20 protein-coding genes are annotated in these 24,436 nt (G+C 65.1%); 15 read left to right on the forward strand and 5 right to left on the reverse strand.

The window, feature by feature from the left end; genetic code table 11:
• Positions 1 to 240 precede the first annotated feature (240 nt).
• The 6 genes from AC0ZT5_RS07005 (at position 241) to AC0ZT5_RS07030 (ending at position 7,966) form a co-directional block, all read left to right on the forward strand.
• Positions 241 to 738, forward strand: coding sequence for a (2Fe-2S)-binding protein (locus AC0ZT5_RS07005; RefSeq protein ID WP_488495821.1), 498 nt, complete (start codon positions 241 to 243; stop codon positions 736 to 738).
• Positions 735 to 1,793, forward strand: coding sequence for an FAD binding domain-containing protein (locus AC0ZT5_RS07010; protein WP_488495822.1), 1,059 nt, complete (start codon positions 735 to 737; stop codon positions 1,791 to 1,793). The genes AC0ZT5_RS07005 and AC0ZT5_RS07010 overlap by 4 nt, the downstream gene beginning before the upstream one ends.
• A complete protein-coding gene (locus tag AC0ZT5_RS07015; protein ID WP_488495823.1) occupies positions 1,783 to 4,041 on the forward strand; it encodes a xanthine dehydrogenase family protein molybdopterin-binding subunit in 2,259 nt (752 codons plus the stop codon). Before AC0ZT5_RS07010 ends, AC0ZT5_RS07015 begins: the two co-directional genes overlap by 11 nt.
• Positions 4,042 to 4,215: 174 nt before the next feature.
• Entirely contained in the window at positions 4,216 to 4,695 is a 480-nt protein-coding gene (locus AC0ZT5_RS07020; protein WP_488495824.1) for a (2Fe-2S)-binding protein, read from the forward strand.
• A complete protein-coding gene (locus tag AC0ZT5_RS07025; protein WP_488495825.1) occupies positions 4,692 to 5,675 on the forward strand; it encodes an FAD binding domain-containing protein in 984 nt (327 codons plus the stop codon). The genes AC0ZT5_RS07020 and AC0ZT5_RS07025 overlap by 4 nt, the downstream gene beginning before the upstream one ends.
• A complete protein-coding gene (locus tag AC0ZT5_RS07030; protein ID WP_488495826.1) occupies positions 5,672 to 7,966 on the forward strand; it encodes a xanthine dehydrogenase family protein molybdopterin-binding subunit in 2,295 nt (764 codons plus the stop codon). Before AC0ZT5_RS07025 ends, AC0ZT5_RS07030 begins: the two co-directional genes overlap by 4 nt.
• 227 nt (positions 7,967 to 8,193) lie before the next feature.
• Here AC0ZT5_RS07030 and AC0ZT5_RS07035 read toward each other — a convergent pair whose 3' ends face one another.
• Positions 8,194 to 9,204 carry a zinc-dependent alcohol dehydrogenase family protein gene (locus AC0ZT5_RS07035; RefSeq protein ID WP_488495827.1) on the reverse strand — a complete coding sequence of 337 codons (1,011 nt, stop codon included), beginning with the start codon at positions 9,202 to 9,204 and terminating at the stop codon, positions 8,194 to 8,196.
• Positions 9,205 to 9,301: 97 nt separating this feature from the next.
• Here AC0ZT5_RS07035 and AC0ZT5_RS07040 point away from each other — a divergent pair, with 97 nt between their 5' ends.
• On the forward strand, positions 9,302 to 10,231 hold the full coding sequence (locus AC0ZT5_RS07040) for a LysR family transcriptional regulator (protein WP_488495828.1): 930 nt from the start codon (positions 9,302 to 9,304) through the stop codon (positions 10,229 to 10,231).
• Between the two features lie 43 nt (positions 10,232 to 10,274).
• On the opposite strand, the gene AC0ZT5_RS07045 is transcribed toward AC0ZT5_RS07040, so the two are convergent.
• From AC0ZT5_RS07045 to AC0ZT5_RS07055, 3 genes are all read right to left on the reverse strand, one after another.
• Positions 10,275 to 11,033 carry a slipin family protein gene (locus tag AC0ZT5_RS07045; RefSeq protein ID WP_477283198.1) on the reverse strand — a complete coding sequence of 253 codons (759 nt, stop codon included), beginning with the start codon at positions 11,031 to 11,033 and terminating at the stop codon, positions 10,275 to 10,277.
• Positions 11,030 to 12,421 (reverse strand): NfeD family protein, encoded by a 1,392-nt coding sequence (locus AC0ZT5_RS07050; RefSeq protein WP_488495829.1) that lies wholly within the window; start codon positions 12,419 to 12,421, stop codon positions 11,030 to 11,032. Before AC0ZT5_RS07050 ends, AC0ZT5_RS07045 begins: the two co-directional genes overlap by 4 nt.
• A 104-nt stretch (positions 12,422 to 12,525) precedes the next feature.
• On the reverse strand, positions 12,526 to 13,407 hold the full coding sequence (locus AC0ZT5_RS07055) for an EamA family transporter (RefSeq protein WP_488495830.1): 882 nt from the start codon (positions 13,405 to 13,407) through the stop codon (positions 12,526 to 12,528).
• 234 nt (positions 13,408 to 13,641) lie between these two features.
• Between AC0ZT5_RS07055 and AC0ZT5_RS07060 the strand changes: the two genes are divergently transcribed.
• From AC0ZT5_RS07060 to AC0ZT5_RS07095, 8 genes are all read left to right on the forward strand, one after another.
• A complete protein-coding gene (locus AC0ZT5_RS07060) occupies positions 13,642 to 14,523 on the forward strand; it encodes a helix-turn-helix domain-containing protein (protein ID WP_488495831.1) in 882 nt (293 codons plus the stop codon).
• A gap of 156 nt (positions 14,524 to 14,679) precedes the next feature.
• Positions 14,680 to 15,057, forward strand: a complete 378-nt coding sequence (locus tag AC0ZT5_RS07065; protein WP_488495832.1) for a nuclear transport factor 2-like protein — start codon at positions 14,680 to 14,682, stop codon at positions 15,055 to 15,057.
• Positions 15,058 to 15,191: 134 nt separating this feature from the next.
• A complete protein-coding gene (locus AC0ZT5_RS07070; protein WP_488495833.1) occupies positions 15,192 to 15,839 on the forward strand; it encodes a hydrolase in 648 nt (215 codons plus the stop codon).
• 45 nt (positions 15,840 to 15,884) lie between these two features.
• Complete coding sequence (locus tag AC0ZT5_RS07075) at positions 15,885 to 17,072, forward strand: amino acid ABC transporter substrate-binding protein (protein WP_488495834.1); 1,188 nt, start codon at positions 15,885 to 15,887, stop codon at positions 17,070 to 17,072.
• Positions 17,073 to 17,687: 615 nt separating this feature from the next.
• Positions 17,688 to 18,863 (forward strand): acyltransferase family protein, encoded by a 1,176-nt coding sequence (locus AC0ZT5_RS07080; protein WP_488495835.1) that lies wholly within the window; start codon positions 17,688 to 17,690, stop codon positions 18,861 to 18,863.
• Positions 18,860 to 19,966, forward strand: coding sequence for a glycosyltransferase family 2 protein (locus tag AC0ZT5_RS07085; protein WP_488495836.1), 1,107 nt, complete (start codon positions 18,860 to 18,862; stop codon positions 19,964 to 19,966). The genes AC0ZT5_RS07080 and AC0ZT5_RS07085 overlap by 4 nt, the downstream gene beginning before the upstream one ends.
• A gap of 4 nt (positions 19,967 to 19,970) precedes the next feature.
• Positions 19,971 to 21,005: a glycosyltransferase family 2 protein gene (locus AC0ZT5_RS07090; protein WP_488495837.1), complete on the forward strand. Its 1,035-nt coding sequence runs from the start codon at positions 19,971 to 19,973 to the stop codon at positions 21,003 to 21,005.
• Between the two features lie 9 nt (positions 21,006 to 21,014).
• Positions 21,015 to 22,847, forward strand: a complete 1,833-nt coding sequence (locus tag AC0ZT5_RS07095; RefSeq protein WP_488495838.1) for an ABC transporter ATP-binding protein — start codon at positions 21,015 to 21,017, stop codon at positions 22,845 to 22,847.
• Here AC0ZT5_RS07095 and AC0ZT5_RS07100 read toward each other — a convergent pair whose 3' ends face one another.
• Positions 22,848 to 24,314, reverse strand: coding sequence for a coiled-coil domain-containing protein (locus AC0ZT5_RS07100; protein WP_488495839.1), 1,467 nt, complete (start codon positions 24,312 to 24,314; stop codon positions 22,848 to 22,850).
• Positions 24,315 to 24,436 lie beyond the last annotated feature (122 nt).

Raw genomic sequence — 24,436 nt, forward strand, 5'->3', positions numbered from 1 at the left:
CCACGTAATAAACGGAGGCGCCTCCGTTTTAGTGGAGCACCTTTATCATATAATAAGGCGAACCGGTATGTCACGTGCTGAAAGTAGCCTCCCCCGCCCGCTGGAGGTCGGTGAAGACCGATGAGTGCTATCTCCCCCATGCGGGGAGACTACCCAACCTGACCGCAAGGTAACCTTGCTCTTCCCCAGCAAGGCACCAGATGATTCCCATTCGCGTCAAGCAATTGGAGCCAGACGCCCATGACCAGCCTTCCCCTCGCTCTCACCATCAACGGACACCGATACGAACTGGAGGTCGATCCACGCATCACACTGCTTGACCTGCTGCGCGAGCAGCTTGAGCTCACCGGCACCAAGAAGGGCTGCGACCGCGGCCAGTGCGGCGCTTGCACGGTACTGGTCGATGGCAAGCGCATCAACTCCTGCCTGGCGCTTGCCGTCAGCCATGACGGCGCCAAGGTCTTGACCATCGAAGGTGTCTCCCATGGTGAAGACCTGCATCCGGTGCAGGCCGCCTTCATCGCCCATGACGGCTTCCAATGCGGTTTCTGCACGCCGGGTCAGATCATGAGCACACTCGGTCTGATCGCCGAGGCACAGGCCGGCGACGATCCCGAGCGCATCCGCGAGGGGATGAGCGGCAATCTCTGCCGTTGCGCTGCCTATGGCGGCATCGTCGAGGCCGTCCTGGAAGCCCAGGAACAGCTTGCCAAAGCCGACCGGAGGACCGCGGCGTGAAGAACTTCGATTATATCAGGCCCACTACCATTCCCGACGCCATTGCGGCGGCGGCCGAACCGGGTTCGGCCTATCTCGCCGGCGGCACCAACCTGCTTGATCTGATGAAAGGCGGGGTCACCAGCCCCGAGCGTATCGTCGACATCTCGCGCCTGCCGGAGCTCAACCGCATTGAGCGGCTGGCCGATGGCGGCCTGCTCATCGGCGCACTGGTGCGCAATGCCGACCTCGCTCATGATCCAGAGTTCGCCAGATCCTATCCGGCGGTGGCGGAGGCCTTGCTGTCGGGCGCCTCGGCTCAGCTTCGCAACGCGGCCACCGTCGGCGGAAATCTTTTGCAGCGCACGCGCTGCAGCTATTTCTACGACACCGCCAGCGCCTGCAACAAGCGCGAGCCGGGCGCGGGCTGCGACGCGCTGGGTGGCGAGAACCGGCTGCACGCCGTGCTCGGCTGGAGCGACGCCTGCATCGCCACGCATCCATCGGACTTCTGCGTGCCGCTGGTGGCGCTCGACGCCGTGGTCGAGATCGAGGGCAAGAAGGGCCGGCGTCATGTGACGCTGGAGGAATTCCACCGGCTTCCCGGCGAGACGCCGCAGCGGGAGAATGGGCTGGAGCCCGGCGACCTGATCGTTGGGGTGCGCCTGCCGGCGGAGGCCGCCTCCTTCTCCGCCAATGCCCGCTATCTCAAGGTACGCGAACGCACCTCCTATGCCTTCGCTGTTGTCTCGGCCGCCGCTGCCCTTGTCGTCGAAGGCGGCAAGATCCGCCAGGCGCGGCTGGCGCTGGGCGGGGTAGCAGCCAAGCCATGGCGGGCGCGTTCGGCGGAAGCGGTCCTGCTTGGCGCCGATGCCGACGAGACGAGCTTCGTCCGTGCGGCGGACGCCGCATTGGCCGATGCCAGTCCCTCCGGCGACAATGCGTTCAAGATCGAACTCGCACGCCGCATCGTGGTCAGGGCGCTGGTGTCTGTCCTGGCGGGAACGCCTGAACGGCTGCCAGCCCTTCCTGCCTCCCCATTTTCCTCCATTCCCGGAGTGCGCCATGACGCTTGAACTCAGCCTCAATCAGCAACCCGCCCATCTCCGGCAGGGCTCCAGCATCGGCCAGCCGCTGACCCGCCGCGACGGTTTTCTCAAGGTCACAGGTGCCGCCCGTTACGCCGCCGACAATCATCCGCCCGGCATGCTCTATGCGGTACTGGCCGTCAGCAGCATCGCGCGCGGCCGCGTTGCTTCACTGGATGTCGGGGCGGCCAAGGCGCACGGGGGCGTGGTCGAGGTGATGACGCCCGAGAACCGGCCGCCGCTCGCCACCAATCCGGATGCCAAGAACAATCCCTTCATGTTCCGGCTCGACCTGTTGCAGAACGACCATATCCGCTACCCGAACCAGACCATCGCCGTGGTGATTGCCGAAACGTTGGAGGCGGCGACCGAGGGGGCGGCACTGCTATCGCCGCACTATGAAGCGCAGCCGGCGCGCGTTGGCCTCGACGGCGCTGAAAGCTTTGTGCCGGGCGGTGTCGGCATCGGCAGTCCTGCGGTGCACCACAAGGGCGATGTCGAGGCCGGTCTCAAGTCGGCAGCGACGCGGATCGAGGCGACCTACGAGACGCCGGCCCAATACCACAACGCCATGGAGCCGCATGCGATCGTCGCCGCCTGGGATGGCGACAGCTTGTCGATCGACACGCCGAGCCAGGGCCTTGCCATGGCACAGGGCCGCATCGCTGGCCTGTTCGGCATCGCGCCGGAAAATATCCACATCCGCAGCCCTTTCCTGGGTGGTGGCTTCGGTTCCAAGGGCATGATCTCCGGGCCGCAGGTGCTCGGCATTCTGGCGGCGCGTCTCGTCGGTCGTCCGGTCAAGCTGGTGCTGAGGCGCGAGCAGATGTACGGGCCCGTCGGCCATCGCGCGCCAACGCGCCAGACCTTGCGCATGGGCATGGACAGCGAAGGGCGGCTGACAGCGATCGACCATCACGCCAAGACCGCATCGAGCACGTTCGACGATTTCTTCGAACCGGCCGCCGATGCCTCGCACACGCTCTATGCCAGCCCGGCCATCGCCACTTCGCACGAGGCGGTGCGGCTGGACACTGGCACGCCGCTGTTCATGCGCGCCCCGGGTGAAGCCACCGGCTCGATCGCGCTGGAGAGCGCCATCGATGAGGCGGCCGCGGCCTGCGGCATGGACCCGCTGGAGTTTCGGCTGCGCAATTATGCCGAGGTCGAGCCGATGACTGGCAAGCCGTTTTCGTCCAAGGCGCTGCGCCAGTGCTACACGCAGGCATCGGAGCGCTTCGGTTGGCAGCGCCGTCCGCTCCAGCCGCGCCAGATGCCGGACAAGGGTGGCTTTCTGACCGGCTGGGGCATGGGCACGGCAACCTTTCCGGCGATCATGTTCCAGGCTGAGGCGCGTGCGGTGCTGAGGGCCGACGGCAGCGGCCTGATGGAGACCGGCGCGCAGGACATGGGGCAAGGCGCCTGGACCGCCTTCGCCCAGATCGCCGCCGACGGGCTGGGGCTCGACATCGACCAGGTCGATTTCAGGGCCGGCAGCTCCGACCTGCCCAACGCAGGCATTGCCGGCGGCTCCGGCCATACGGCGACGGCCGGCATGGCGATCCACAATGCCGGAGCCGCCGTCATCGCCAGGCTCGCCGATCTCGCCACCGGCCATGAAGCCTCGCCGTTGTTCGGCGCCGGCAACGAGGGCGTCCTGGCCCGTGGCGGCCGCCTCTACCGGCGCGACGACGAAAATCGCAGTGAAAGCTACGGCGAGATCCTGGCCCGTGCCGGGCTCGCCGAGATCGATGGGCGTGGCACGGGAACCCCAGACCCGTCGTCGCGGGAGGCCTATGCCATGCACGCGCATGGCGCTGTGTTCGCCGAAGTGAAGGTCGATCCCGATTTCGGCCAGATCCGCGTCACCCGACTGGTCGGTGCCTTTGCCGCCGGGCGGGTCATCAATCCGCGGCTGGTGCGCAGCCAGTATTATGGCGGCATGATCTGGGGCGTCTCCTTCGCACTGCATGAGGAGGCCGTCACCGACCGGCGCTCGGGCCGTATCCAGAATGCCAACCTCGCCGAATACCATGTCCCGGTGAATGCCGACGTGCCGTCGGTCGAGGCGCTGCTGGTCCACGAGGACGACCCTTACGTCAACGCGCTCGGCATCAAGGGCGTTGGCGAAATCGGCATCACCGGCACGGCTGGCGCCGTCGCCAATGCGGTCTGGCATGCAACGGGCGTGCGCCCCCGGCGCTTTCCAATCCGGATCGAGGACCTGCTGGGATGACGAGTCATCCGCATAGCGGACAGAAGGCCAGTTGCCTGGCTTTCCAAACGACGAATGCCCGGAGCGAAAGCGAAGGGACGGACAGCTGGGAGATCCGGTAGGTCTGCCGGCTGTCCTTGCCTGCCCAACATCAGCTCAATCGACTCCGCGTCAAGCAACTGGAGCCAGACGCCCATGACCAAAACGACAATTCCCGTCCATCTCGACATCAACGGCCATCGCCATACCCTGCAGCTCGAGCCGCGCGTCACGCTGCTCGACGCCTTGCGCGACCGGCTCGGCCTGACCGGCACCAAGAAGGGCTGCGACCACGGCCAATGCGGCGCCTGCACCGTGCATGTCGACGGCGAGCGCGTGCTGGCCTGCCTGACGCTGGCCGCGCAAGTCGAGGGCCGCACCGTCACCACCATAGAGGGGCTTGCACGGGAGGGCGAACTGCATCCCGTGCAGGCTGCCTTCCTGGAGCAGGACGCCTTCCAGTGCGGTTATTGCACGCCCGGCCAGATCATGTCGGCGGTCGCCTGCATCCGCGAGGGCCATGCCGGCTCGGACGAAGAAATCCGCGAATACATGGCCGGCAATCTCTGCCGCTGCGGCGCCTATCCGCACATCGTCGCCGCTGTCCGCCAGGCAGCCCTGGAGGTCCAGTCATGAGAGATTTTTCCTATCTGCGTGCCGGCTCGCTCGATGCGGCCCGCCAGGCCGCCGCCCTGCCCGGCGCCATGCTCTTGGCCGGCGGCACTACATTGATCGATCTCGCCAAATGCGGTGTTGCCGAGCCCGACAGCCTCGTCGACATCACCCATCTCAAAGGGCTGGACAAGATCGAAGTCAGCGCAAGCGGCGCCACCATCGGTGCACTGGCTAAAATGGGCCATGTCGCCGACCATGCTGACATCAAGCGCCACTTCCCCGCCGTCTCCGAAGCCCTGTGGCAGGCGGCTTCGGCGCAGATCCGCAACATGGCGACCATCGGCGGCAATCTGATGCAGCGCACGCGCTGCCCCTACTTCCGCGATCCAGCGAATTTCCCGGCCTGCAACAAGCGGGAACCCGGAAGCGGCTGTTCGGCCATCGGCGGCGTCACCCGCGGACACGCCGTGCTCGGCACCAGCAACGCCTGCATCGCCATGTATCCGGGCGACCTCGCAACTGCCCTGGTCGCCTTCGACGCGATCGTCCATCTCGGCGAGCGCCAGCTTTCGGTCGACGACTTCTTTCTCTTGCCCGGCGCCACGCCCGACAGGGAACACGCGATCGAACCGGGCGAGATGATCACCGCGATCGATATCCCCGACTCCGCAGCGGCCCGGCGTTCGACCTATCTGAAGATCCGCGACCGCCAATCCTATGAGTTCGCCGCGGCAAGTGCTGCTGTCGGCATCGAGTTCGAGACTGACGGGCACACCATCCGGGATTTGCGCGTGGCGCTAGGCGGCGTCGCGACCAAACCGTGGCGGGCGCGGGCAGTGGAAGAGGCGCTGAAAGGCAAGGTGCTGGAACCGGACGCCGTCCGCGCCGCCAGCCTGCTCGCCATCGAAGGTGCTGTCGACAACGGCGCCAACCACTACAAGATCGAACTGGCGCCGCGCGTCGTCGCCCGCGCCATCCTAAAAATGGGAGAAACGGCATGACCGTTCACAACATGAGACACGGTGATGCGTCCGATGGCGGCGCCGACGCCATTGGCGGCCGGCTGTCGCGCGTCGACGGCCCGGCCAAGATCACCGGCTCCGCGAAATACGCTGTCGAGCAGCAGCTTGAAGGGCTGGCCTACGCCGTGTTGGTCGAAAGCACGATTGCATCGGGCAAGGTGCGCTCGATCGATACCGCGGCGGCCGAAGCAGCGCCCGGCGTGCTCAAGGTGTTGACGCCGGACACCATCATCAGCCTCAGGACTGCCTCTGACTGGTTCGGTACACCGCCGCCCGACAAGCCCTATTGCCCGCTGGCGCGCGACATCACCTTCTCAGGCCAGCATGTCGCGGCGGTCGTCGCGGCAACCTTCGAGCAGGCGATTGCGGCCGCTGCACTGGTCAAAGTCAGCTATGACGAGACCCCCTCAATTGTCGACCTCAGCGACTCCAAGGCCGGTGACGGCATCCCGATCGACGCAATGACCAAGGAATGGGGCGACGCCCAGGCGGCTTTCGCCTCGGCTCCGGTCAGGATCTGCGCCGCCTACAACACGCCGCGCGAATACCAGGCGCCGATGGAGCCGCATGGCCTGATCGCGCACTGGGAGGGCGACAAGCTCACCGTGTGGGAGCCGAGCCAGTGGCTGGACGGCATGGCGCGCACCTATGCCGAATGGTTCGGCGTGCCGTTCGAGAATGTGCGGCTGGTCTCGCCCTATATTGGCGGGGGCTTCGGCTCCAAGGCGCTGGCGCTCAGCCATGGCGCGGTGGCGGCAAGTGCCGCCAGGATGCTGGGCCGGCCGGTGAGGCTGGTGATGACGCGGCCGCAGACCTTCACCGGCTACGGCGGGCGCGCGGCGACACGCCAGACGGTGACAATCGGCGCCGACCGGCAAGGAATAATCCAGTCGATCGTGCATCGCGGCATCAGCGAGACGTCGATGGACGGCATGTGGGTGGAGCCGCTGGGATCGGTCACCTCGATCATGTACGCGACGCCGAATTTCTCATCGAAGCAGAATGTCGTGCGGGTGAATTCGGTGGTGCCGGGCGCCATGCGCGCGCCGGGCGAAAACCCCTCGGCCTTCGGCATCGAGAGCGCCATCGACGAACTCGCTTATGAGGTCGGCATCGATCCGCTGGAGATCCGCCTGAGAAATTATGCCGAGCAGGATCCGCACGCCAAAAAAGCCTGGTCGACCAGGCAGTTGCGCGAGGCTTTTGCTGCAGGTGCAGAACGCTTCGGCTGGGCCAAGCGCAGGCCCGAACCGCGCTCGATGCGTGACGGCAACCAGCTGATCGGCTGGGGTGTCGCCGCCGGCACCTATCCGGTGCGGCGCGCCTATGGCGAGGCGATCGTGCGCATCCTCGCCGACGGCTCGGTCGAGGTCGAAAGCTCCTCGATCGACATGGGCCAGGGCACCTACACGATCCTGGCGCAGACCGCCGCCGAGACGGTCGGCGTGCCGGCTGACAATGTCGTGGTGAAGCTGGGCGACTCGCGCTTCCCCCGCGCCGGCGTCGCCGGCGGGTCGCGGCTGGCCGGCGTCATGACCGGCGCCGTCTACAAGGCGGCGACCTCGGCGCTCGACCAACTGGTCGGGCTGGCGATCAGCGATCCCCGCTCGCCTTTCCACGCGCTGCAGGCCAACACGCTGGTGGTCGCCAATGGCCGCATCTCATCGCCGCGCGGTGACGGTCCCGATCTCTCGATCGCCGAACTGCTGGCCAGCGTCGGCCGCGACCACATCGAGGCCACCGGCGACACCATGCCGGCCAACTCGACGGCGCAGGATTGCTACAAGAACTACACCACCATCGCCATGGCGCTGCCGCATACGGAGGGCGACTATTCCCGCCACAGCTGGTGCGCGCATTTCATCGAGGTGCGTGTCGACGAGGATTTCGGCACGGTGCGCGTGTCGCGCGTGGTGTCGGCGCTGGATTCGGGCCGGCTTTACAACCCCAAACTCGCCGAAAGCCAATGGAAGGGCGGCATCATCATGGGCATCGGCCAGGCGCTGCTCGAGGAAGGCATCGTCGACCGCCGCCATGGCCGCATCGTCAACAACAACCTTGCCGACTATCTGGTGCCGACCAACGCCGACATTCCAGACATCGAGGTGATCTCGGTCGGCATTCCCGACCTGCATTCCTCGGTGCTCGGCGGCAAGGGCGTCGGTGAGCTCGCCATCGTCGGCGTGGCACCCGCGATCGCCAACGCGGTCTTCCACGCCACTGGAAAACGCGTGCGCGACCTGCCGATCACGCTGGAGAAGCTGATTTAGGGGGCGACGGCGACGAAGCTGCGATCTCCCCCCTTGCGGGGGAGATGGCCGGCAGGCCAGAGGGGGGTACTGTCCCGCCGGCATCTCAACCCAATCACAATCGTGCCGTCCAGTGATTTCCGGTTGAAGGTGGCAACCGCGAAGTTTGGCGATCCTTCCCACCCCCTCTGCCCTGCCGGGCATCGCCCCCGCAAGGGGGAGAGTGGCAGCTCCGCCATCTTCGCCGATCACCACTCCAGCCCGAACACCAGCTTGCCGAAGTGCAGGCCGCCGGCGGCCATGTGGGCGTAGGCTTCGGCTGCCTCGTTTGGCGAAAACACCTTGTCGGCGACCGGCTCGATTCCAGCTGCACCGATGGCGCGGGCGGCGTCGTGAAGGTCGGACACAGATCCGGTGTTGTTGCCGACCACCCTCAGCGCCTTGATGATGATCGGCAGCAGATTGACCGTGGCCTCGGCTCCGGTGACGAAGCCGATGGTGAACAGCGTGCCGCCGGGCGCGGTGGCGTTGACGGCGCGGGCGAAGGTGGCGGTGCCGCCGGTCTCGACGACGAGGTCGGCGCCGAGGCCGCCGGTCAGCTCCAGCACCTTGCCGTCCCAGTCGGGCATCGCGCGGTAGTTGATGAGATGATCGGCGCCGAGTGCCTTGGCCCGCTCAAGCTTCTCGTCCGACGACGAGGTTATGATGACGGTGGCGCCGGCGGCTTTCGCAAGCTGCAGGGTGAAGATCGAGACGCCGCCGGTGCCGAGCAGCACGACGACCGAGCCCGGCCCGACATCCGCGGCGCGGATGGCATTCCAGGCGGTGGTGCCGGCGATCGGCAGCGTCGACGCTGCCTCGAAGGAGAGATGCGCCGGGACCGCCACGACCGAATTGGCCGGCAGCGCGACATATTCGGCCAGCGACCCTGGCAGCGAAATGCCGCGCATCTGCGTCATCTCGTACGGCCGCGGCCGGCCACCGATCCAGCGCGGCTTGGCGTGGGCGACGACACGATCGCCAACGGCCAGTCTCGTAACCCCCTCGCCCAGCGCGACGATCTCGCCGGCGCCGTCGGCGACGGGGATGAGCGGAAAGCTCGGTCCGGGATAATTGCCGCTCGCCACCGCGACATCGACGAAATTGAGGCTCGCCGCACGCTGGCGGATCAGCACCTCGCCACGCTGCGGTTCGGGGGTGGCAATGGTGGCGGCGCGGAAGGCGTCTAGCCTGGGTTGGCTCAGTTCGATGGCTTTCATGGTTTCACTCCCGTGGGGCGATTGATGGGTTGAGTGAACCTAGCTGCTGCGCTATCTCTGGATAATCGTTACCAATTGCATTTAAGTACTGTGAATTATGCAGCAATCCTATGAACCCGCGGCCCTTTCCGAAATGGCGGCCTTCGCGGCGATCGCCGAGGCGCGCTCCTTCACCACGGCGGCCGCGCGTGTCGGGCGCGACGCGACCATCCTGTCGCGCCGCCTGCAATCGCTGGAGCAGCGGCTGGGGGTAAGGCTGCTCTCCCGCACGACTCGCAGCGTGTCGCTGACCGAAGCGGGCGCCGAATTCCTGGTGCGCGTGCGCGCCATCCTCGCCTCCGTCGACGAGGCCGAGGCCGCCGCGTCGGCACATGCCGGCGGCCGCCCGCGCGGCCTGCTCAGGCTGGCGCTGCCTGGTACGTTCGGCCGCATGTGGATCGGGCCGCTGCTGCCTCAATTCCTTGCCGAATTTCCCGATGTCCGCATCGAGGCCGAATTCTCCAACCGCTTCGCCGATCTGGTCGCCGAGAATTTCGACGTCGCCTTGCGGCTCGGCGTGCTGGAGGATTCGCGCCTGGTGGCCCGCAAGGTGGCGACGCGGCGCCGGCTGCTCTGCGCCGCCCCCTCCTATCTCGCCCGAAGGGGCAGGCCTCAGACACCGCAGGCGCTGCTCGAACATTCCTGCCTCGGCTTCAGCGGCTTCCAGACCTTTCCGGCCTGGGAGATGACCGACCGTGAGGGCCAGCACGTGCGCGTCGAGGTTTCCGGGCCGTTGGTCTCCGACGATGCCGAGGTGCTGGTCGAGGCCGCCGTGCAAGGCGTCGGCCTGATGATGAGCACCGACTGGCTGGTCGGCCGTGAGCTCGCCGACGGCCGGCTGGTGCCGATCCTGGAGGACTGGACGCTGGCCGACGAAGGCGCGGTCTATGTCGTCACGCCCTCAGCCAAGGGACAAGCCGCCAAGACCCGCGCCTTCGCCGACTGGATCGGCAAGCGCTTCGCGCCGGAGCCGCCCTGGCGGCGGTGAACCGCCGGTCTCCTCACAAAGGGGGCGATCACACGCTCCTCCCCTACTTCCCCTGCCCCTTCATGAACTGGCTGAGCAGATCGACCGGCAGCGGGAACACCACTGTGGACGAGCGCTCGCCGGCGATGTCGTGCAAGGCCTCGAAATAGCGCAATTGCATGGCTTGCGGCTCGGCCGCAAGCATCTTGCCCGCTTCGACCAGCTTGGCCGCCGCCTGCTGCTCTCCATCGGCGTTGATCACCTTGGCGCGGCGCAGCCGCTCGGCCTCGGCCTGCTTGGCGATGGCGCGGATCATGCTCTCGTTCAGGTCGACATGCTTGATCTCGACATTGGAGACCTTGATGCCCCAGGCATCGGTGCGCTGGTCGAGGATCTCCTGGATATCGCTGTTGAGCTTGTCGCGCTCGGCCAGCATTTCGTCGAGTTCGTGCTTGCCGAGCACCGAGCGCAGCGTGGTCTGCGCCAGTTGATTGGTGGCGGCCATGAAGTCCTCGACCTGGATGATCGCCCGTTCGGCGTCGACGATGCGGAAATAGAGCACCGCGTTGACCTTCACAGAGACGTTGTCGCGCGAAATCACATCCTGCGGCGGCACATCCTGCACCACCACCCGCAGATCGACCTTGACCATCTGCTGGATGAAGGGGACGAGGATGATGAGACCAGGACCCTTGACCCCGGTGAAGCGGCCGAGCGTGAAGACCACACCGCGCTGATATTCCCTGAGGATGCGAATGGCCGCGGACAGGAACATGACCACCACAAGCGCAAGCAACAGATAGGCGACGTAACCGATGCTCATTTTTTTGCTCCATTCCTTCCGGCGTCGCGCCGCCGCACCGTCAGCACGAGATCGCTGATGTCGGTCACCTCGACGCTGTCGCCGGGTGCGATGGGTTCGTCGGCCTTCGCCCGCCAGCGCTCGCCCTGGGCCATTACATGGCCCTCGCCGTCCTGCCAGTCGAGAATCTGGGCCGACAGTCCGCGCATGGCCTCACCGCCGACACGCGGCAGGCTCTTGCGCGCCGCCCAGACATAGGTCCCCGTCAGCAGCGCCAACCCAAGCGTCAGCGCGGCGGCGGGACCGATGACGGCCCATGACACGGCGAAGCCCGGACCTTGGGTCTTGAGCAGCACGGTGGCGCCAAGCAGAAAGGCGGCCACGCCGCCGAGTCCAAGCACCACGGTGGGATTGAAGGCCTCGACAACGAGGAAGGCGACGCCGAGCAGCATCAGGGCGAGGCCGGCATAATTGATCGGCAGGAGATTGAGTGCATAGAGCCCAAGCACGAGGCAGATGGTCCCGATGACGCCGGGCGCCACCGCGCCGGGGCTGGTGAACTCGAAGATGATGGCGTAGACGCCGACCAGCATCAGGATGATCGCGACGTTCGGATCGGTGATGACGGAGAGAAGCCGGATGAACCAGCCGGGTTCCAGCGTCTCGACCGGCAGCCCTTTGGTCGCCAGAACCACTTTCCTGCCCGCTACATCGACGGTCCGCCCATCGGCCAGTTGCAACAACTCCGTGGTGTCGTGGGCGACGAAGTCGATCACATGTTCCTGCAGCGCCGCGTTGGCCGAAAGGCTCGCCGCTTCGCGCACGGCTTTCTCGCCCCAGTCGCCATTGCGCCCACGCAATTCCGCCAGCGAGCGGATCAAGGCAACCGCATCGTTGGTCACCTTGGCCATCATCGCGTCGCCTGCCGGCCGCCCGGTGGCGTCCTTCTGGTCGCCCTTGTCGTTCTGGTCGCCCTTGTCCTTGTCGCCGCCGGGGAGCGAGGGCAGCCCGCCCATCTCGACCGGCGTCGCGGCGCCCAGATTGGTGCCGGGCGCCATCGCCGCGACATGGGTGGCATAGAGGATATAGGTGCCGGCGCTGGCGGCATGGCCACCGGCCGGCGCGACATAGCCGATGACGGGCACCGGAGAGGCGAGGATATCGGCGATCATCTCGCGCATCGAGGTGACCAGCCCGCCGGGCGTATCGAGCTGAAGGATGAGGACTTCGGCGCCCCGCTTGGCGGCGACGTCAAGCGCTTCCTCGAGCTGCCTGGTGCTTGCCGGCCCGATGGCGCCGTCAATGGCGACGCTCAGCGCAACCTTCTCGCTCCCGGCCGAAGAGAAGGGAGAAAAGACAGCTGCGGCGACGAAGGCCGCGGCAAGAAGGGCCACCCGCGCGAAGGTCACGCTCAAAGCTCCGTGAAATCAATATGGGTTGTATTTTGGCGAAGTCCAAGAGGAGCGACGCCGGCGATTGCGAACGCGGCCGAGCGCAATCTCTTGTCGAGGAGCTATTCCGGCGATGGTACCGGTGGCCGCGACGTCAGCGCGGTGCCGAAGGCGGCAGCAATGACGGCGGCGATGCCGGCCAGTTGCGGCGCGGTCAGGCTTTCGTGCAGGAACAGGAAGCCGGCCAGCGCGCCCAGCCCGGGCTCGAGGCAGGTCAGCGTGCCGTAGATGCGAGCCGGCATCCGGGTCAGCGCCACCATCTCCAGCCAGAACGGCAGCGCGCTGGAAAACAGGCCGACGAGCAGCGCGCTGGTCAGGATCGATGGCGCGAGCAGCGCGGCTCCCGCCTGTGCCACGCCGAAGGGCAGCACCAGCACGGCTGCGATCGCCATGCCATAGGCTGTGGTCCGAGAGCCGAGTTCGGCGCCCGCCTTCTGGGCGAGCACGATGTAGAGCGCCCAGAAGCCGCCGGCCGCCAGCGCCAACATCACTCCGGTCGGATCAAGCGGCTGCAGCGAATGGACGAACGGCGACAACAGCACGATGCCGGCCACCGCCAGCGCGATCCAGGCAAAGTCGCTGGCACGCCGCGAGGTCAACGTCGCCACCAGCAATGGACCGGAAAATTCCAACGCTACCGCGATGCCCAGCGGAATGGTGGCGAGTGCGGCGTAAAACAGAAGGTTGAGCGCGCACAGCGTCACGCCATAGGCGATCAGCCATGGCATGGTGGCGCGCGACGGCCGCATGTGCCACGGCCGCAGCACCGCGATCAGCATCAGCGCGCCGACGACCAGCCTGAGCGTCGTCGTGCCCTGCGCGCCGATCAGCGGGAACAGGCCCTTGGCGAAGGTGGCGCCGATCTGGATCGACACCATGGCACCCATCAGCGCGGCGATCGGCAAGGGCGCCGCTTCGCGATGGGCAACCGGCGTCGATGTCACTTTGGTTCATCCTCCATGCCGCCGGCCAAAACCCGCTTGGCGGCATCGCGATAGGCTGAACCGGCCGGTCTGTCGTGAGGCAGAGCCGACGTCTTGATGGGGCAAGGGGCTCGGTGAGCACTCAGACCAGGCCCGTGGAACCAGGTGACGCTGTGTTCGCCGCAACGGCGCTTATGGTTTAGGCTCCATTGCTTACATAGGGCTAGTCTTCTCGACATCAGGAGGATTTGATCCGTGCTCGCCCGCGTCGACGCCGTCGCACCTCTGCCCGAAAATGTGCTCAGCCTGTCGACAGCGCGGCGGGCCTGGAACGGCGTTTCTCTCGACGTCAATGAATGGCGCGGCTCCGGCAGAGTGGCTCACCAATTTCCCCACGAGACGGAGACCCGCCTGATTGCCTTGCTGGAAGAGGTCGGCAGCCCCTGTGAGCCGCGGCTGCGTGAGAACCAGCCTTGCCCCGCCGGCTACAGGGCCAGGCACATGGACTTCGCCCCTGCCGGCATGGAGATGTGGGGCTATAGCGCCGACGTCCGCTTCGTTCGAGACGCCACGCTGATGTTCGATCTCGCCGCCATGGACGAAAAGCTGGCTACCCAGTTCGATGGCGAAGCGGTCTCGACGCCGCGGCTGCGTTTTGCCGATGACCGCATCTGGACCCTGGTCAAGCTGCTCGCCGAGGTGGTGAACGACCCCGATCCGTCGGCGCAGCTCTACGGCGATGGGCTGACCGTGGCGATCATGGCGCGGCTGTTCGCCGATCCGCGGGAGCCCGGCACGGACGGCAAGGGCCTGGCGCCCTGGCAGCTTCGGCGTGTCGTCGACCATCTCGATGCGCATCTGCCCGAGCGTGTCGACCTCGCGCGGCTGGCGGCACTGGCCGGCCTGTCGCAATCGCACTTCAGCCGGGCATTCAAGGCCTCGACCGGCATGGCGCCGTATCGCTGGCAACTCGACGCCCGCATCCGGCGCGCGCAGGCACTGCTCATCGACAGCCGCGCCACGCTCGACCATGTGGCCGAGGCCACCGGCTTTGCCGATGCCGTGCATTTTGGACGCACGTTCCGCAAGCTCATCGGTGCGACCCCGGCGACGTGGCGGCGCGACCGCAAGAGCTGATCGCAAGGCGACGGCGGATTCAGGCTGGAAACAGCAGGATCGAACAGTGTGTTGCGCCCCGTGACGGGCAATAGTCCCCTGACCGGCAGGCGAGACATCGGATTGAGCACTTTTCGACATCCGCCTCCCCAGAACTCCTGATCCGGAAGGTGGACGATGAGCGCAGAACCGATCGACTATGATACCCTGATGCAGGCCAACCTCGCCCGCGTGTTCGGCGAGCGCGATGCCGTCCGCCGGATGAGCGCCATCGCAAAAATCTATGCCGACGATGCGGTGCTATATGAACCGCATGCGGCGGCAACGGGCCATATCGCCATCAATCAGGCGGTGGATGCGCTGCTGTCGAGCCTGCCGGCAGGCTTTGTCTTCAAGGCGATCGGCCCCGCCGTTGGTCACCACGGCATCGGGCGGCTGCGCTGGCAGTCCGGCCCGCCCAACGGTCCCGTCGCCGTGACCGGCACTGATGTCGCGCATTTCCAGGGCGACCTCATCCATTCCCTTTACGTTTTTCTCGATCCCGCCGGCGCCTGATGCATGTCGCCCAAAAGTGCGCAGCGTTTTGGGACAACGACATGCACAAAAAACAGAAGCTTAAAGCGCGTCGACTGAAGCCGTTTCAACACGACGCGCTTTAACCAGTCGCCCGCATATCCAAGGAGTTTCCCATGCCCAAAACCGGCCTCGAAGCCCTGCTTCGACCCGAAGACAGCATTCTGGTGCTGATCGACCATCAGCCCTACCAGTTCACCAGTCTCAACAGCCACGAGCCGACGATGATCGTCAACAATGTCGTCGGTCTCGCCAAGACGGCCAAGGTCTTCAATGTCCCGACGATCCTGACCACCGTGCTCGAGGAGCGCGGCGGCTACATCATCAAGGGGCTGCAGGATGTCTTTCCGGAGAAGAAACCGATCGACCGCACCTTCATCAACACCTGGCAAGACCCCAAAGTCACCGACATCGTGAAGAAGAGCGGACGCAAGCAGCTCGTGCTGGCCGCGCTCTACACCGAGATTTGCCTGGCCATGCCAGCGATCCAGGCGCTGGCCGAAGGCTATGACGTCTTTATCGTCACGGATGCTTCAGGCGGCGTCTCGCTGGAAGCGCATGACATGGCCGTGCGCCGCATGGTCGCCGCAGGCGCGGTGCCGATCACCTGGATGGCGGTGCTCGGCGAATGGCAGCGTGACTGGGCGCGCGAAGACACGGCCGCCGGTATCGCCGACGTCGTTGCCGAACATGGCGGTGCCAGTGGCGTCGCCTTCGCCTGGGAAATGCAGCTGCTCGCCACCCGCGCCAAAGCCGACACCTGAACAGGCCCGCACGTCAAGAGGCCCGTACTTCGAGAGAGGCTAGCCATGTCCGCCGCGCCCATCCGCATCGGCTACTGCCTGTCGCTGACCGGCCCGCTCGCGGGCAACAGCCGGTCGGCGCGGCTCGCGCATGACATCTGGCGGGAAGACACCAACAGACGGGGCGGCTTGCTCGGCCGCCCTGTCGAACTTGTCTGCCACGATGACCATGGTGACGCCTCGCTCGTGCCTGGCCTCTACAAGCGGCTGATGGACGACGAGAAGGTCGACCTGGTCATCGGCGGCTACGGCACCAACACGGTTTTGCCGGCAATGCCGCTGATCATCGAACGGCAGCGCTTCTTCGTCGGCCTGATGGGCCTCGGCGTCAACAACGCGCTCGCCTATCCCAACTATTTCGCCATGATCCCGACCGGGCCGGATCCGAACGCGGCACTGACCGAAGGATTCTTCACGCTCGCCGCGCAGCAGAAGCCGCGGCCAGCGACCGTGGCGCTCTTGTCCGCCGACGCCGAATTTTCTAGGAATCCCATTCTCGGCGCCAAGGCAAACGCCGACAAATACGACTTCAGCATCGTTCATGAGGCCACTTATCCGCTGACGACAACCGACTTCAAGCCGGTGCTTGATGCCGTCGCCAAAAGTGGCTGCGACCTCTTGTTTCTGTGTTCATACCTTCAGGATTCGATCGACTTGGCACGCGCCATCCATGCGCACCGGTTCCGCCCGAAGATGGTTGGCGCCGGCATGACCGGGCCGCAGAACACAGCGGTGAAGACGGCGCTCGGCCCGCTGCTCAATGGCTTCGTGAACTACGAATATTGGGTCCCCGTCTCCAGGATGATGTTCCCCGGCGTTCAGGAGTTTCTGGACACTTACCAGGCGCGAGCCGGCGATGCCGGCGTCGACCTCTTGGGGCACTATATGGCGCCGCTCGCCTTTGCGCAGATGCAGGTGGTTGCCCAGGCAATCGAGGCGACCGGCGGCTTCGACGACGCCGCCCTGTCGGCATACACGCGCGAAGCGATCTTCGACACCGTCATGGGCGCCGTCAGCTTCGGGGTGAACGGCGAATGGGCGCGGCCACGCGTCCTGCAGGTTCAGTTCCAAGGCATCTCCGGCCATGAAGCTGGCCAGTTCCGCAACGGATCGAGGCAGATCGTGGTATCGCTACCAGACTTCGCCTCTGGTGAGCTGATCTTTCCCTATGCGCAAGCCCGCTCTGCCGGGTGAAGGGCTTTGCGTGCGGCTTCCCGTTGGGCTTTGGGAGGAGCGAACCGTGCGGGCAACCCACGAAAAAGCCGGCGATCATGCTGCATCGCGCAAAACCCAATAATTCCAATTCATTCCATGCGTAACCGGGGGCCAACTACGTATAGTAGATTATAGATTTTCGAGTTTCGCTCACGATTTAATAAAGATCTGAGCTTTTCTTATTCTCCAAGCCGGGGTTTTTTCCAATCAACCGGAGCGGGCAGATCCATACAGCTCAACGACGGGGTTGAAATGCTGGGGAAATCGCCAAAAAGGGTGAAATCCGGGCGGCTTTGTCAACCTTTATCGCTTGCTCACACAAGTATTTCGGCCTGGTAGATTTTTTGTGTTGCGCTGCACAATGCGGTAGCCGAACCATCTTCTGGGGGACTCGTTTTGCGACTGGACATACGCCGTGAAGGATTCCGCCAGGCTGACCGACTTGAGCTGTTCGTCCGTCGATTTCGAGCCCGGCCCGAGCGGACTCGCAGAACGCGGGTTTGACGCTGCCGGCCCCGTGGCGGGTCTTGGCCTACCGTTCGAAATGACCGCCTTGCGGCTTCGTCGCGGACATCACGCCGGCGGACGCCGCTGATGGGAAACGCCCGCGACATCCAACTGGATGCCTTGAGGGCCATCGCCGTCACGATGGTGCTGTACTCCCATTTCTTCGCGGCCGGAGGATCTTCCTTCTGGGGCCATATAGGCGTGCGGTTGTTTTTCGTGTTGAGCGGCTTCCTGATCACCCGCCTGCTGCTGGAAGCGCGTTCGGCCGCCGAATTTGAAACCGGCGCCGCGTTGCGATCCTTCTACATCAGGCGGGCGCTGCGGATATTTCCTCCCTATTTCGCCGTCCTGGGTTTCGTTTGGCTGTTTGACCTGGAACAGGCCAGGGCATCGCTAATCTGGCACGCGCTTTATCTGTCGAATTTCTGGTATGCGCTGCGCAATGACTGGACGCCCTGGGTGCTGTGCCATTTCTGGAGCCTGAGCATCGAGGAACAGTTCTATGTCGCCTGGCCACTGATTGTCCTGCTTGTCCCACGACGGCGCTTCGAGCCTATCTGCATCGGCATCATCCTGCTGTCGCTGGCCTATCGCTTCTACTGGCCGGTCACCGCCACTCCGGCGCTGGCACGCGACCTGCTGCCGCCGGCATCCATGGATGCGCTGGCGTCGGGTGCGCTGCTTGCCTGCTGGCGATCCAGAGGTGCTGTCCTGCCGCAATGGATGCGGCTGGGCTGGCCTGCCTTCGCGGCCGCATTCCTGGTGATCGAGTGGTTTGTCCCGGCGCCTCCCGATCCGACCCTGGAATGGGTCCGCTGGCTGCTGCTGCAAGTCCTGCCGCTGGTGCCGTTGATGGCCATTGTCGCCGCCTGTTCGAGCGGGCTTGGAGGCACAATCGGCAAGCTTGCCGAACTGCCGCCGTTGCTCGCTCTCGGTCGCATCAGCTACGGCGTTTATCTCTATCATCCGATACTGTTGTCGCTCGCCGTCAAGTCTCAACACTGGATTCCGCTTAACGTCTCGGAGCAAGGGCCAGGGCGGTTGCTGGTTGCGAGCGCAGCCACGATTGTCGTGGCCTCGATTTCCTGGGTGGTTTTCGAAGGGCCGCTCAACCGCCTGAAGCGCCACTTCCCCTATGTGGCGCGCACCAATGCCGCGCCGACACGCGCCGAGCGCGCCGGTTGGGTCGCGAGGGCGCCCGGCCGATCGCCCGATGGCCTGGCACCATCGCTCGACCTCCAGCGAACGGACGCGAGACCATGACCGCCGCGCCGCTCGTCTCAGTCCTGCTGCCGGTCTACAATGCCGGGCCCTATCTCGCCGCCGCGTTGGGAAGCATCCTGCGGCAGGACTACTGCCGCGTGGAGGTCATCGCGATCGATGACGGGTCGACCGACAATTCGCTCGAAATCCTCGAGCGATACCGGCAAGCCGACAGCCGCATCTCGATCATCTCGCGCGAAAACCGCGGCCTCGTCGCGACGCTCAACGAAGGGCTGCGAAAAGCCCAGGGCGAACTGGTCGCACGGATGGACGCGGACGACGTCGCCTACCCCTGGCGCCTGTCTCGCCAGGTGGCGCTGTTCGAGCAGCGGCCCGAACTTGGCTTCTGCGGCGCTGGCGTCGACATGTTGATCCGCGGCCGCATCGCCAGGGGCAAGCCCGATCCGGTGTTCCAGTTCGGCCGCATTCCCATATTGGCGATGTTCTTCACCATCTTCATGCACCCGACGGTCGTCTACAACAGGAAGGTCATCGAAGACGGCGATCTCCACTACGACAAGACGTACAGGCACGCCGAGGATTTCGACCTTTTCAGGCGGTTGGCCGGCCGTTACCCGGCAGCCATGATGCCCGAAAACCTGGTCGTCTACCGCATCCATCAGGCAAGCGTGACCAGCCGGCACAGCAAGGAAATGCGCCGGACGCATTTGCGGATCGTGGCGGAGAATCTCGAGCGCGAGGGCCTCGCGGAAACCACGCGGGACCTGCGCGACATCGGCGATGCGGTCAGCGTCGACACCGTTGCCCGTGCGGCCAACTTCATCGTCGCGCTGGAGGAGGAGATTTGCTCGCTGCCGGCCGAGACGCGGCGGAGCTTCGAGGCCGGCGCGCTGAACCTGTTCTATTTCCTCTACCAACTCGTCGCCGACGAAAAGCAGCCCTCGCTGACGCATGAATTGCTGACGCGGACCGCGAAATGGAACGTCATCCGGCGCCGCGAGAAATATGCGCTGCGGCCGGGCTCCTGGGCGCCCTGGCTCAGCCTTGCCTCGCTGTCGGCCGGCCGGCAGGCGGACGCCCTGGCATACTTCTTCAAATCCGCGCCCGCCGAGACGGTCCTGGCGCCTTATCAGTTGAGTTAGAGGGATGACCGTCAAAGCCCACCAACCCCTGCAGCGCGATCGTTCGACAGCGCTCTGCGCCGGCCCGGCCAATCCCCGCCCGGAACGATCAGCGCCGGAAGTCAGCTTCATCATCTGCACGCGCAACCGCGTCGCCGTGCTCGAGGCTTGCATCAAGTCGGTGCAGGCCGCGTGCCGCGCCCATGCCGGCTTCGCTGCCGAACTGGTGGTCGTCGACAACGGCTCGAGCGACCGCACGGCGGAACGCTTGGCCAGCATCGCCGCCATGTCGGACATTCCATTCACGCCCGTCTGCGAGCCCCGCCCCGGATTGGCGACTGCCCGTAACGCCGGGTTGAAGCGCGCGCGGGGCCGTGTGCTGGTCTTTGTCGATGATGATTGCGCGGTCCATTGCGACTACCTGCGCGATCTGGAGCGACACTATGCGTCGGGGGAACAATGGCTCATCCGGGGCGGCCGTGTCGAACTTGGCGACCCCCGGGATTTGCCTTTCACGATCAAGCGCTCGCGGGTACGTGAGCGGCTGACGCCGGATGTCCATCCCGGCGGTTTCGTGCTGGGCTGCAACATGACGATGCACCGCGATGTCGCGGCCCGTATCGGCTATTTCGACGAACGTTTCGGCGCCGGCGGGCCGTTGCGGTCGGCGGAGGATACCGACTATCTCGTGCGCGCGGTGCTGCTCGGCATCGCGGTCGAGTATGTGCCGGACATGACTATATTCCACCATCACGGCCGGCGGGATCGCAAATCGATCGATAAGCTCCACCGCGACTACAGCCTGGGAAATGGCGGGCTCTGCCTGAAACATGTTCGCCATGCGCCCTGGCTGCTGCGTCATTTCTACTGGGCCGCGAGAGCCGCTTTCCGGGAATCGGCGGGCGGCCCCGCGTTCGATCGTGAACTCAACCTGTCGCATTGGCCGATCGTCGGCATGAATTTGCTCGGCGCGGCCAGATTCGCGGTTCTCATGCTGGCGAGACGGGCGCAGGGTGCGCCGATGCGACAAGATCAACAGGCAAATGCCGAAGCGAGTTGAACCGCTATAATGCCATTGCTACCGCCCAGCCTGCCGATGCTGTTCCGGACGTTCGGAAAGAAGCAACTGCGCCTGCTTCCGGCGGTGGTGGTCCTCGGCCTGGTCGGCGCCGTCCTCGAAGGGTTCGGCATCGGCCTGATCATCCCGTTGCTGGGCATTATCATGGGACACGGGGACGCAGCGGGAATGGGCGGCTTCTCCGCCGTCCTCCAGCATGTCGGATCGGGCCTCAGCGAGCGCGACCGGCTTATGGTCATTTCGATCGCCATCCTCGGCTCGATCGTCCTGAAGAACATTTTCGCCTTCGCCAACACGCTGCTGACGACCTTCATCTACGGCAAGGCAAGCCATTCGATCCGCAGCGCCTTGTCGGAGCGGCTGTTGCGGGTCGGCTACCCATTCTTCCTGCGGCAGAGTCCGGGGCGGCTGCTCAACATCATCTCCAACGAATCCTGGCGGGCGTCTGATGCGATCCAGATCGTGCTGTCGGCCATCGTCAGCGCCTCGGCCGCAATCATCCTGCTGGCTTTTCTGCTGCTGCTTTCGTGGCGCATGACGCTTTTGGTCACGCTGGGACTGGCCGCCGTCCAGATCGCGCACGCCATCCTGTCGGCCAATCTGAAAGGGCCCAGCCGCAGCGTCGCCTCGCGCAACTCGTACCTCGCATCGCAGATGCTCCATCTGGTGCATGCCGGACGCCTGATCCGCATCTTCGGACAGGAGAGCCGGGAGCAGGCTATATTCGATACGGCGTCCGATGCGGTCCGCCGCGCTTCCTTCGTCCTGCTTGTCCGCCAGGGAGCGTTGCCGCCGCTGACGGAGGTTCTCCACGCCGCGCTGTTTCTGGCGGTGGTGATTGGCGCCTGGCTGGCGCAGGTGAACTTCCCGCTGATCATCGCATTTGTCATCCTGCTCTACAGGCTGCAGCCGCATATGCGGGCCCTGCAGGGGTCGTGGAGCCAACTGCAAGGCCTGAGCGGATCGCTCGAAGAGGTGATATGGATGCTGGATCCGTCCGGCAAGCCTCAACCGCCGCAAGGCGACGGGCCGTTCCACGGCTTGCGCCAGGGCATCAAGTTCGATGACGTGACGTTCACTTATTCCGGCACGGACCGGCGTGAGGTGGTGCTGCATTCGGCGACTTTCGAGATCCGCGGCGGCCGCTCGACGGCGCTGATCGGCCGCTCGGGCGCCGGCAAGACGACGATCGTCAATCTCCTGTGCCGCTTCGTGGAACCGGACACCGGCAGGATTCTCGTAGATGGATCACCGCTCGACGGGATCGACGCCAGCCAGTGGCGCCAGCACATCGCACTGGCCAGCCAGGAACTGGAGCTGGTCGATGGCACCATTTTTGAAAACATCACCTACGGGCAGGACGCGGCCACGGCCGCCGAAGCCGAGCGTGCCGCGAGACTGGCCGAGGCGCACGAATTCATCGAACGGCTGCCGCTCGGTTACGACACGCTCGTCGGCTACAGGGGTGTCAACCTCTCGGCGGGACAGCGACAGCGGATCGCACTGGCCAGGGCCCTGGTGCGCGATCCCGATCTTCTGATCCTTGACGAGGCCACCAATGCCGTCGACGGGCTCTCGGAAGCAGCGATCGTCGAGACGCTGAAGTCGAGAGCCGGCCGCCGCACGACCATCGTCATCAGTCACCATCACAGCACCATCTCGTTCTGCGACGACGTGGTGATCCTGAGCGGCGGCAGGGTGAAAAAGCAGGCACCTTTCGGGGCGCTGGCATCGCTCACCATGGACGAGCTTTACCAGCACGAGCAACTCGCCGCCCCCGGCCGAGCGAGTGCCAAGCGACGTCGCGGCGAGCCCGCGAAGTAGCTACGGCGTCGCGCGCAGGTTCCTGCGGACGCGCCGCCTGCCCGTTGCACGCGCTTTCTCCGCCACCACGCCGGTGATCTCGACCACGGTGCCCTCACGCGGTCTGCCGCTGGTGGCCTTGTGGAGCCGCTCGTAGGGCAGCAATTCCTTGATCCGGGCATTGAGCGAGACGATTTCGGCCCTGAGGTCCTCGCATTCCTGCCTCTGGACATCGAGCTGTATCTGTTCCGACGCCTGTTGCAGCACAAGCTGTGAAAGATTGGCGTTCACTTTCGAAAGGCTGGCCTTGTCGCTTTCGTTCTCATCGGTGAGCGCGGTCAATTTTTCGTCGGCGATCTTCTTTTCGGCCAGGGTGTCGTTCAATTCAGTCTTGAGCCTGGCGATCTCGCTGGCGGCCTCGCTGTTCTCATTCGAGGCCCACTCCAGCCGCGATTGCAGGTCCTGGATCTCGGAGCGCAACCCGCGCATTTCCGTCTGGCTGCGCGCCAGCTCGGCTTCCCGGTCGCCTTCCACCATGCTGGCCGCTTCGGCCATGCCCGACAGCTTCGCCTGTGCGGCCTCAAATGCCTTCTGGAGCCGCACCTCCTCCTTCTCGCTCTTGGCGAGCGCGGCCAGCAGTTCGGCAAGCCGCGCGGCTTCGCTGGCATGGATCGCCGAGAGCTCGTCGAGCCGGTGGCGCGCCTGGGATTCCCGCTTCAACGCCTTGTCGAGCTCCATCGACAGGCTGACATGCTGTTCCCGCAGCATCTTGCTCTCGCGCAAGCGCCTGTTGGCCTCGACGGTCCTGGCGGTCAGCCGCTTGGCGATGTCGCCGAAGTCCGCGTCACGTTTTGCGCTGGCATTGGCTGCCTCCGCGAGTTCCAGCCTTGTCGCGGCAAGTGCAGTGCGAAGCGCCTCCCTGTCCTGGACCAAGCTTGTCTCGCGGTGTTGCAGCACTTCGCAAGCGCTTTCACGCTCGCGCAACTTTCTGCCCGCGTCGTGCAGCTTTTCCGACAGCGTTCTCTGTTCGGCGATCAGGCCGGCATTTACCAGCTCCAGCTCGTTGGCGCGAAGGATGTCGCCATGGAGGATGTTGAGATATTCGCGCGTCAGGTGATGTGAGGTCGCGATCTCCGACAGCTTGCCGTGGATGTCGTCCAGATAATCCCTGGCGTCATGAAACAGCCCTTCAAACGCACTCAACGCAGCCAGTCGGGTCTGTGCATGGGACGTCAGTCGCGGCCCGGTTTCGGGACTGTCGGCATTGCCCGCACTGTCTGCATTCTTCGCACTATCCGCATTTGCCGCATCGGCCACGGGTGGCGGCTCGTCAGGTCCTGCCACGGCATCCGGGACATCGTCGCTCTCTGGCGGCGCCTCGTCCTCGGCGTCGAGACTTGCATCCAGCGCATCCGCCAGATCGATCTCGAGTTCCTGAATTGCTTTATCTACGTCTTCAGCACGCTTGATCAGGCCCTTGAAGTTCATAGCCGAACTCCCCCTTACGCAAACCCCAACTTGCTACTTAACGAATTGCTAACATATCCTTACATCCGCAATTTGCGCAGGGGAAGCCCCCGTTGGCGGGAGGTAGGTTCGGACATTTGGGG

The sequence above is a fragment of the Mesorhizobium sp. CNPSo 4670 genome, from assembly GCF_057784235.1.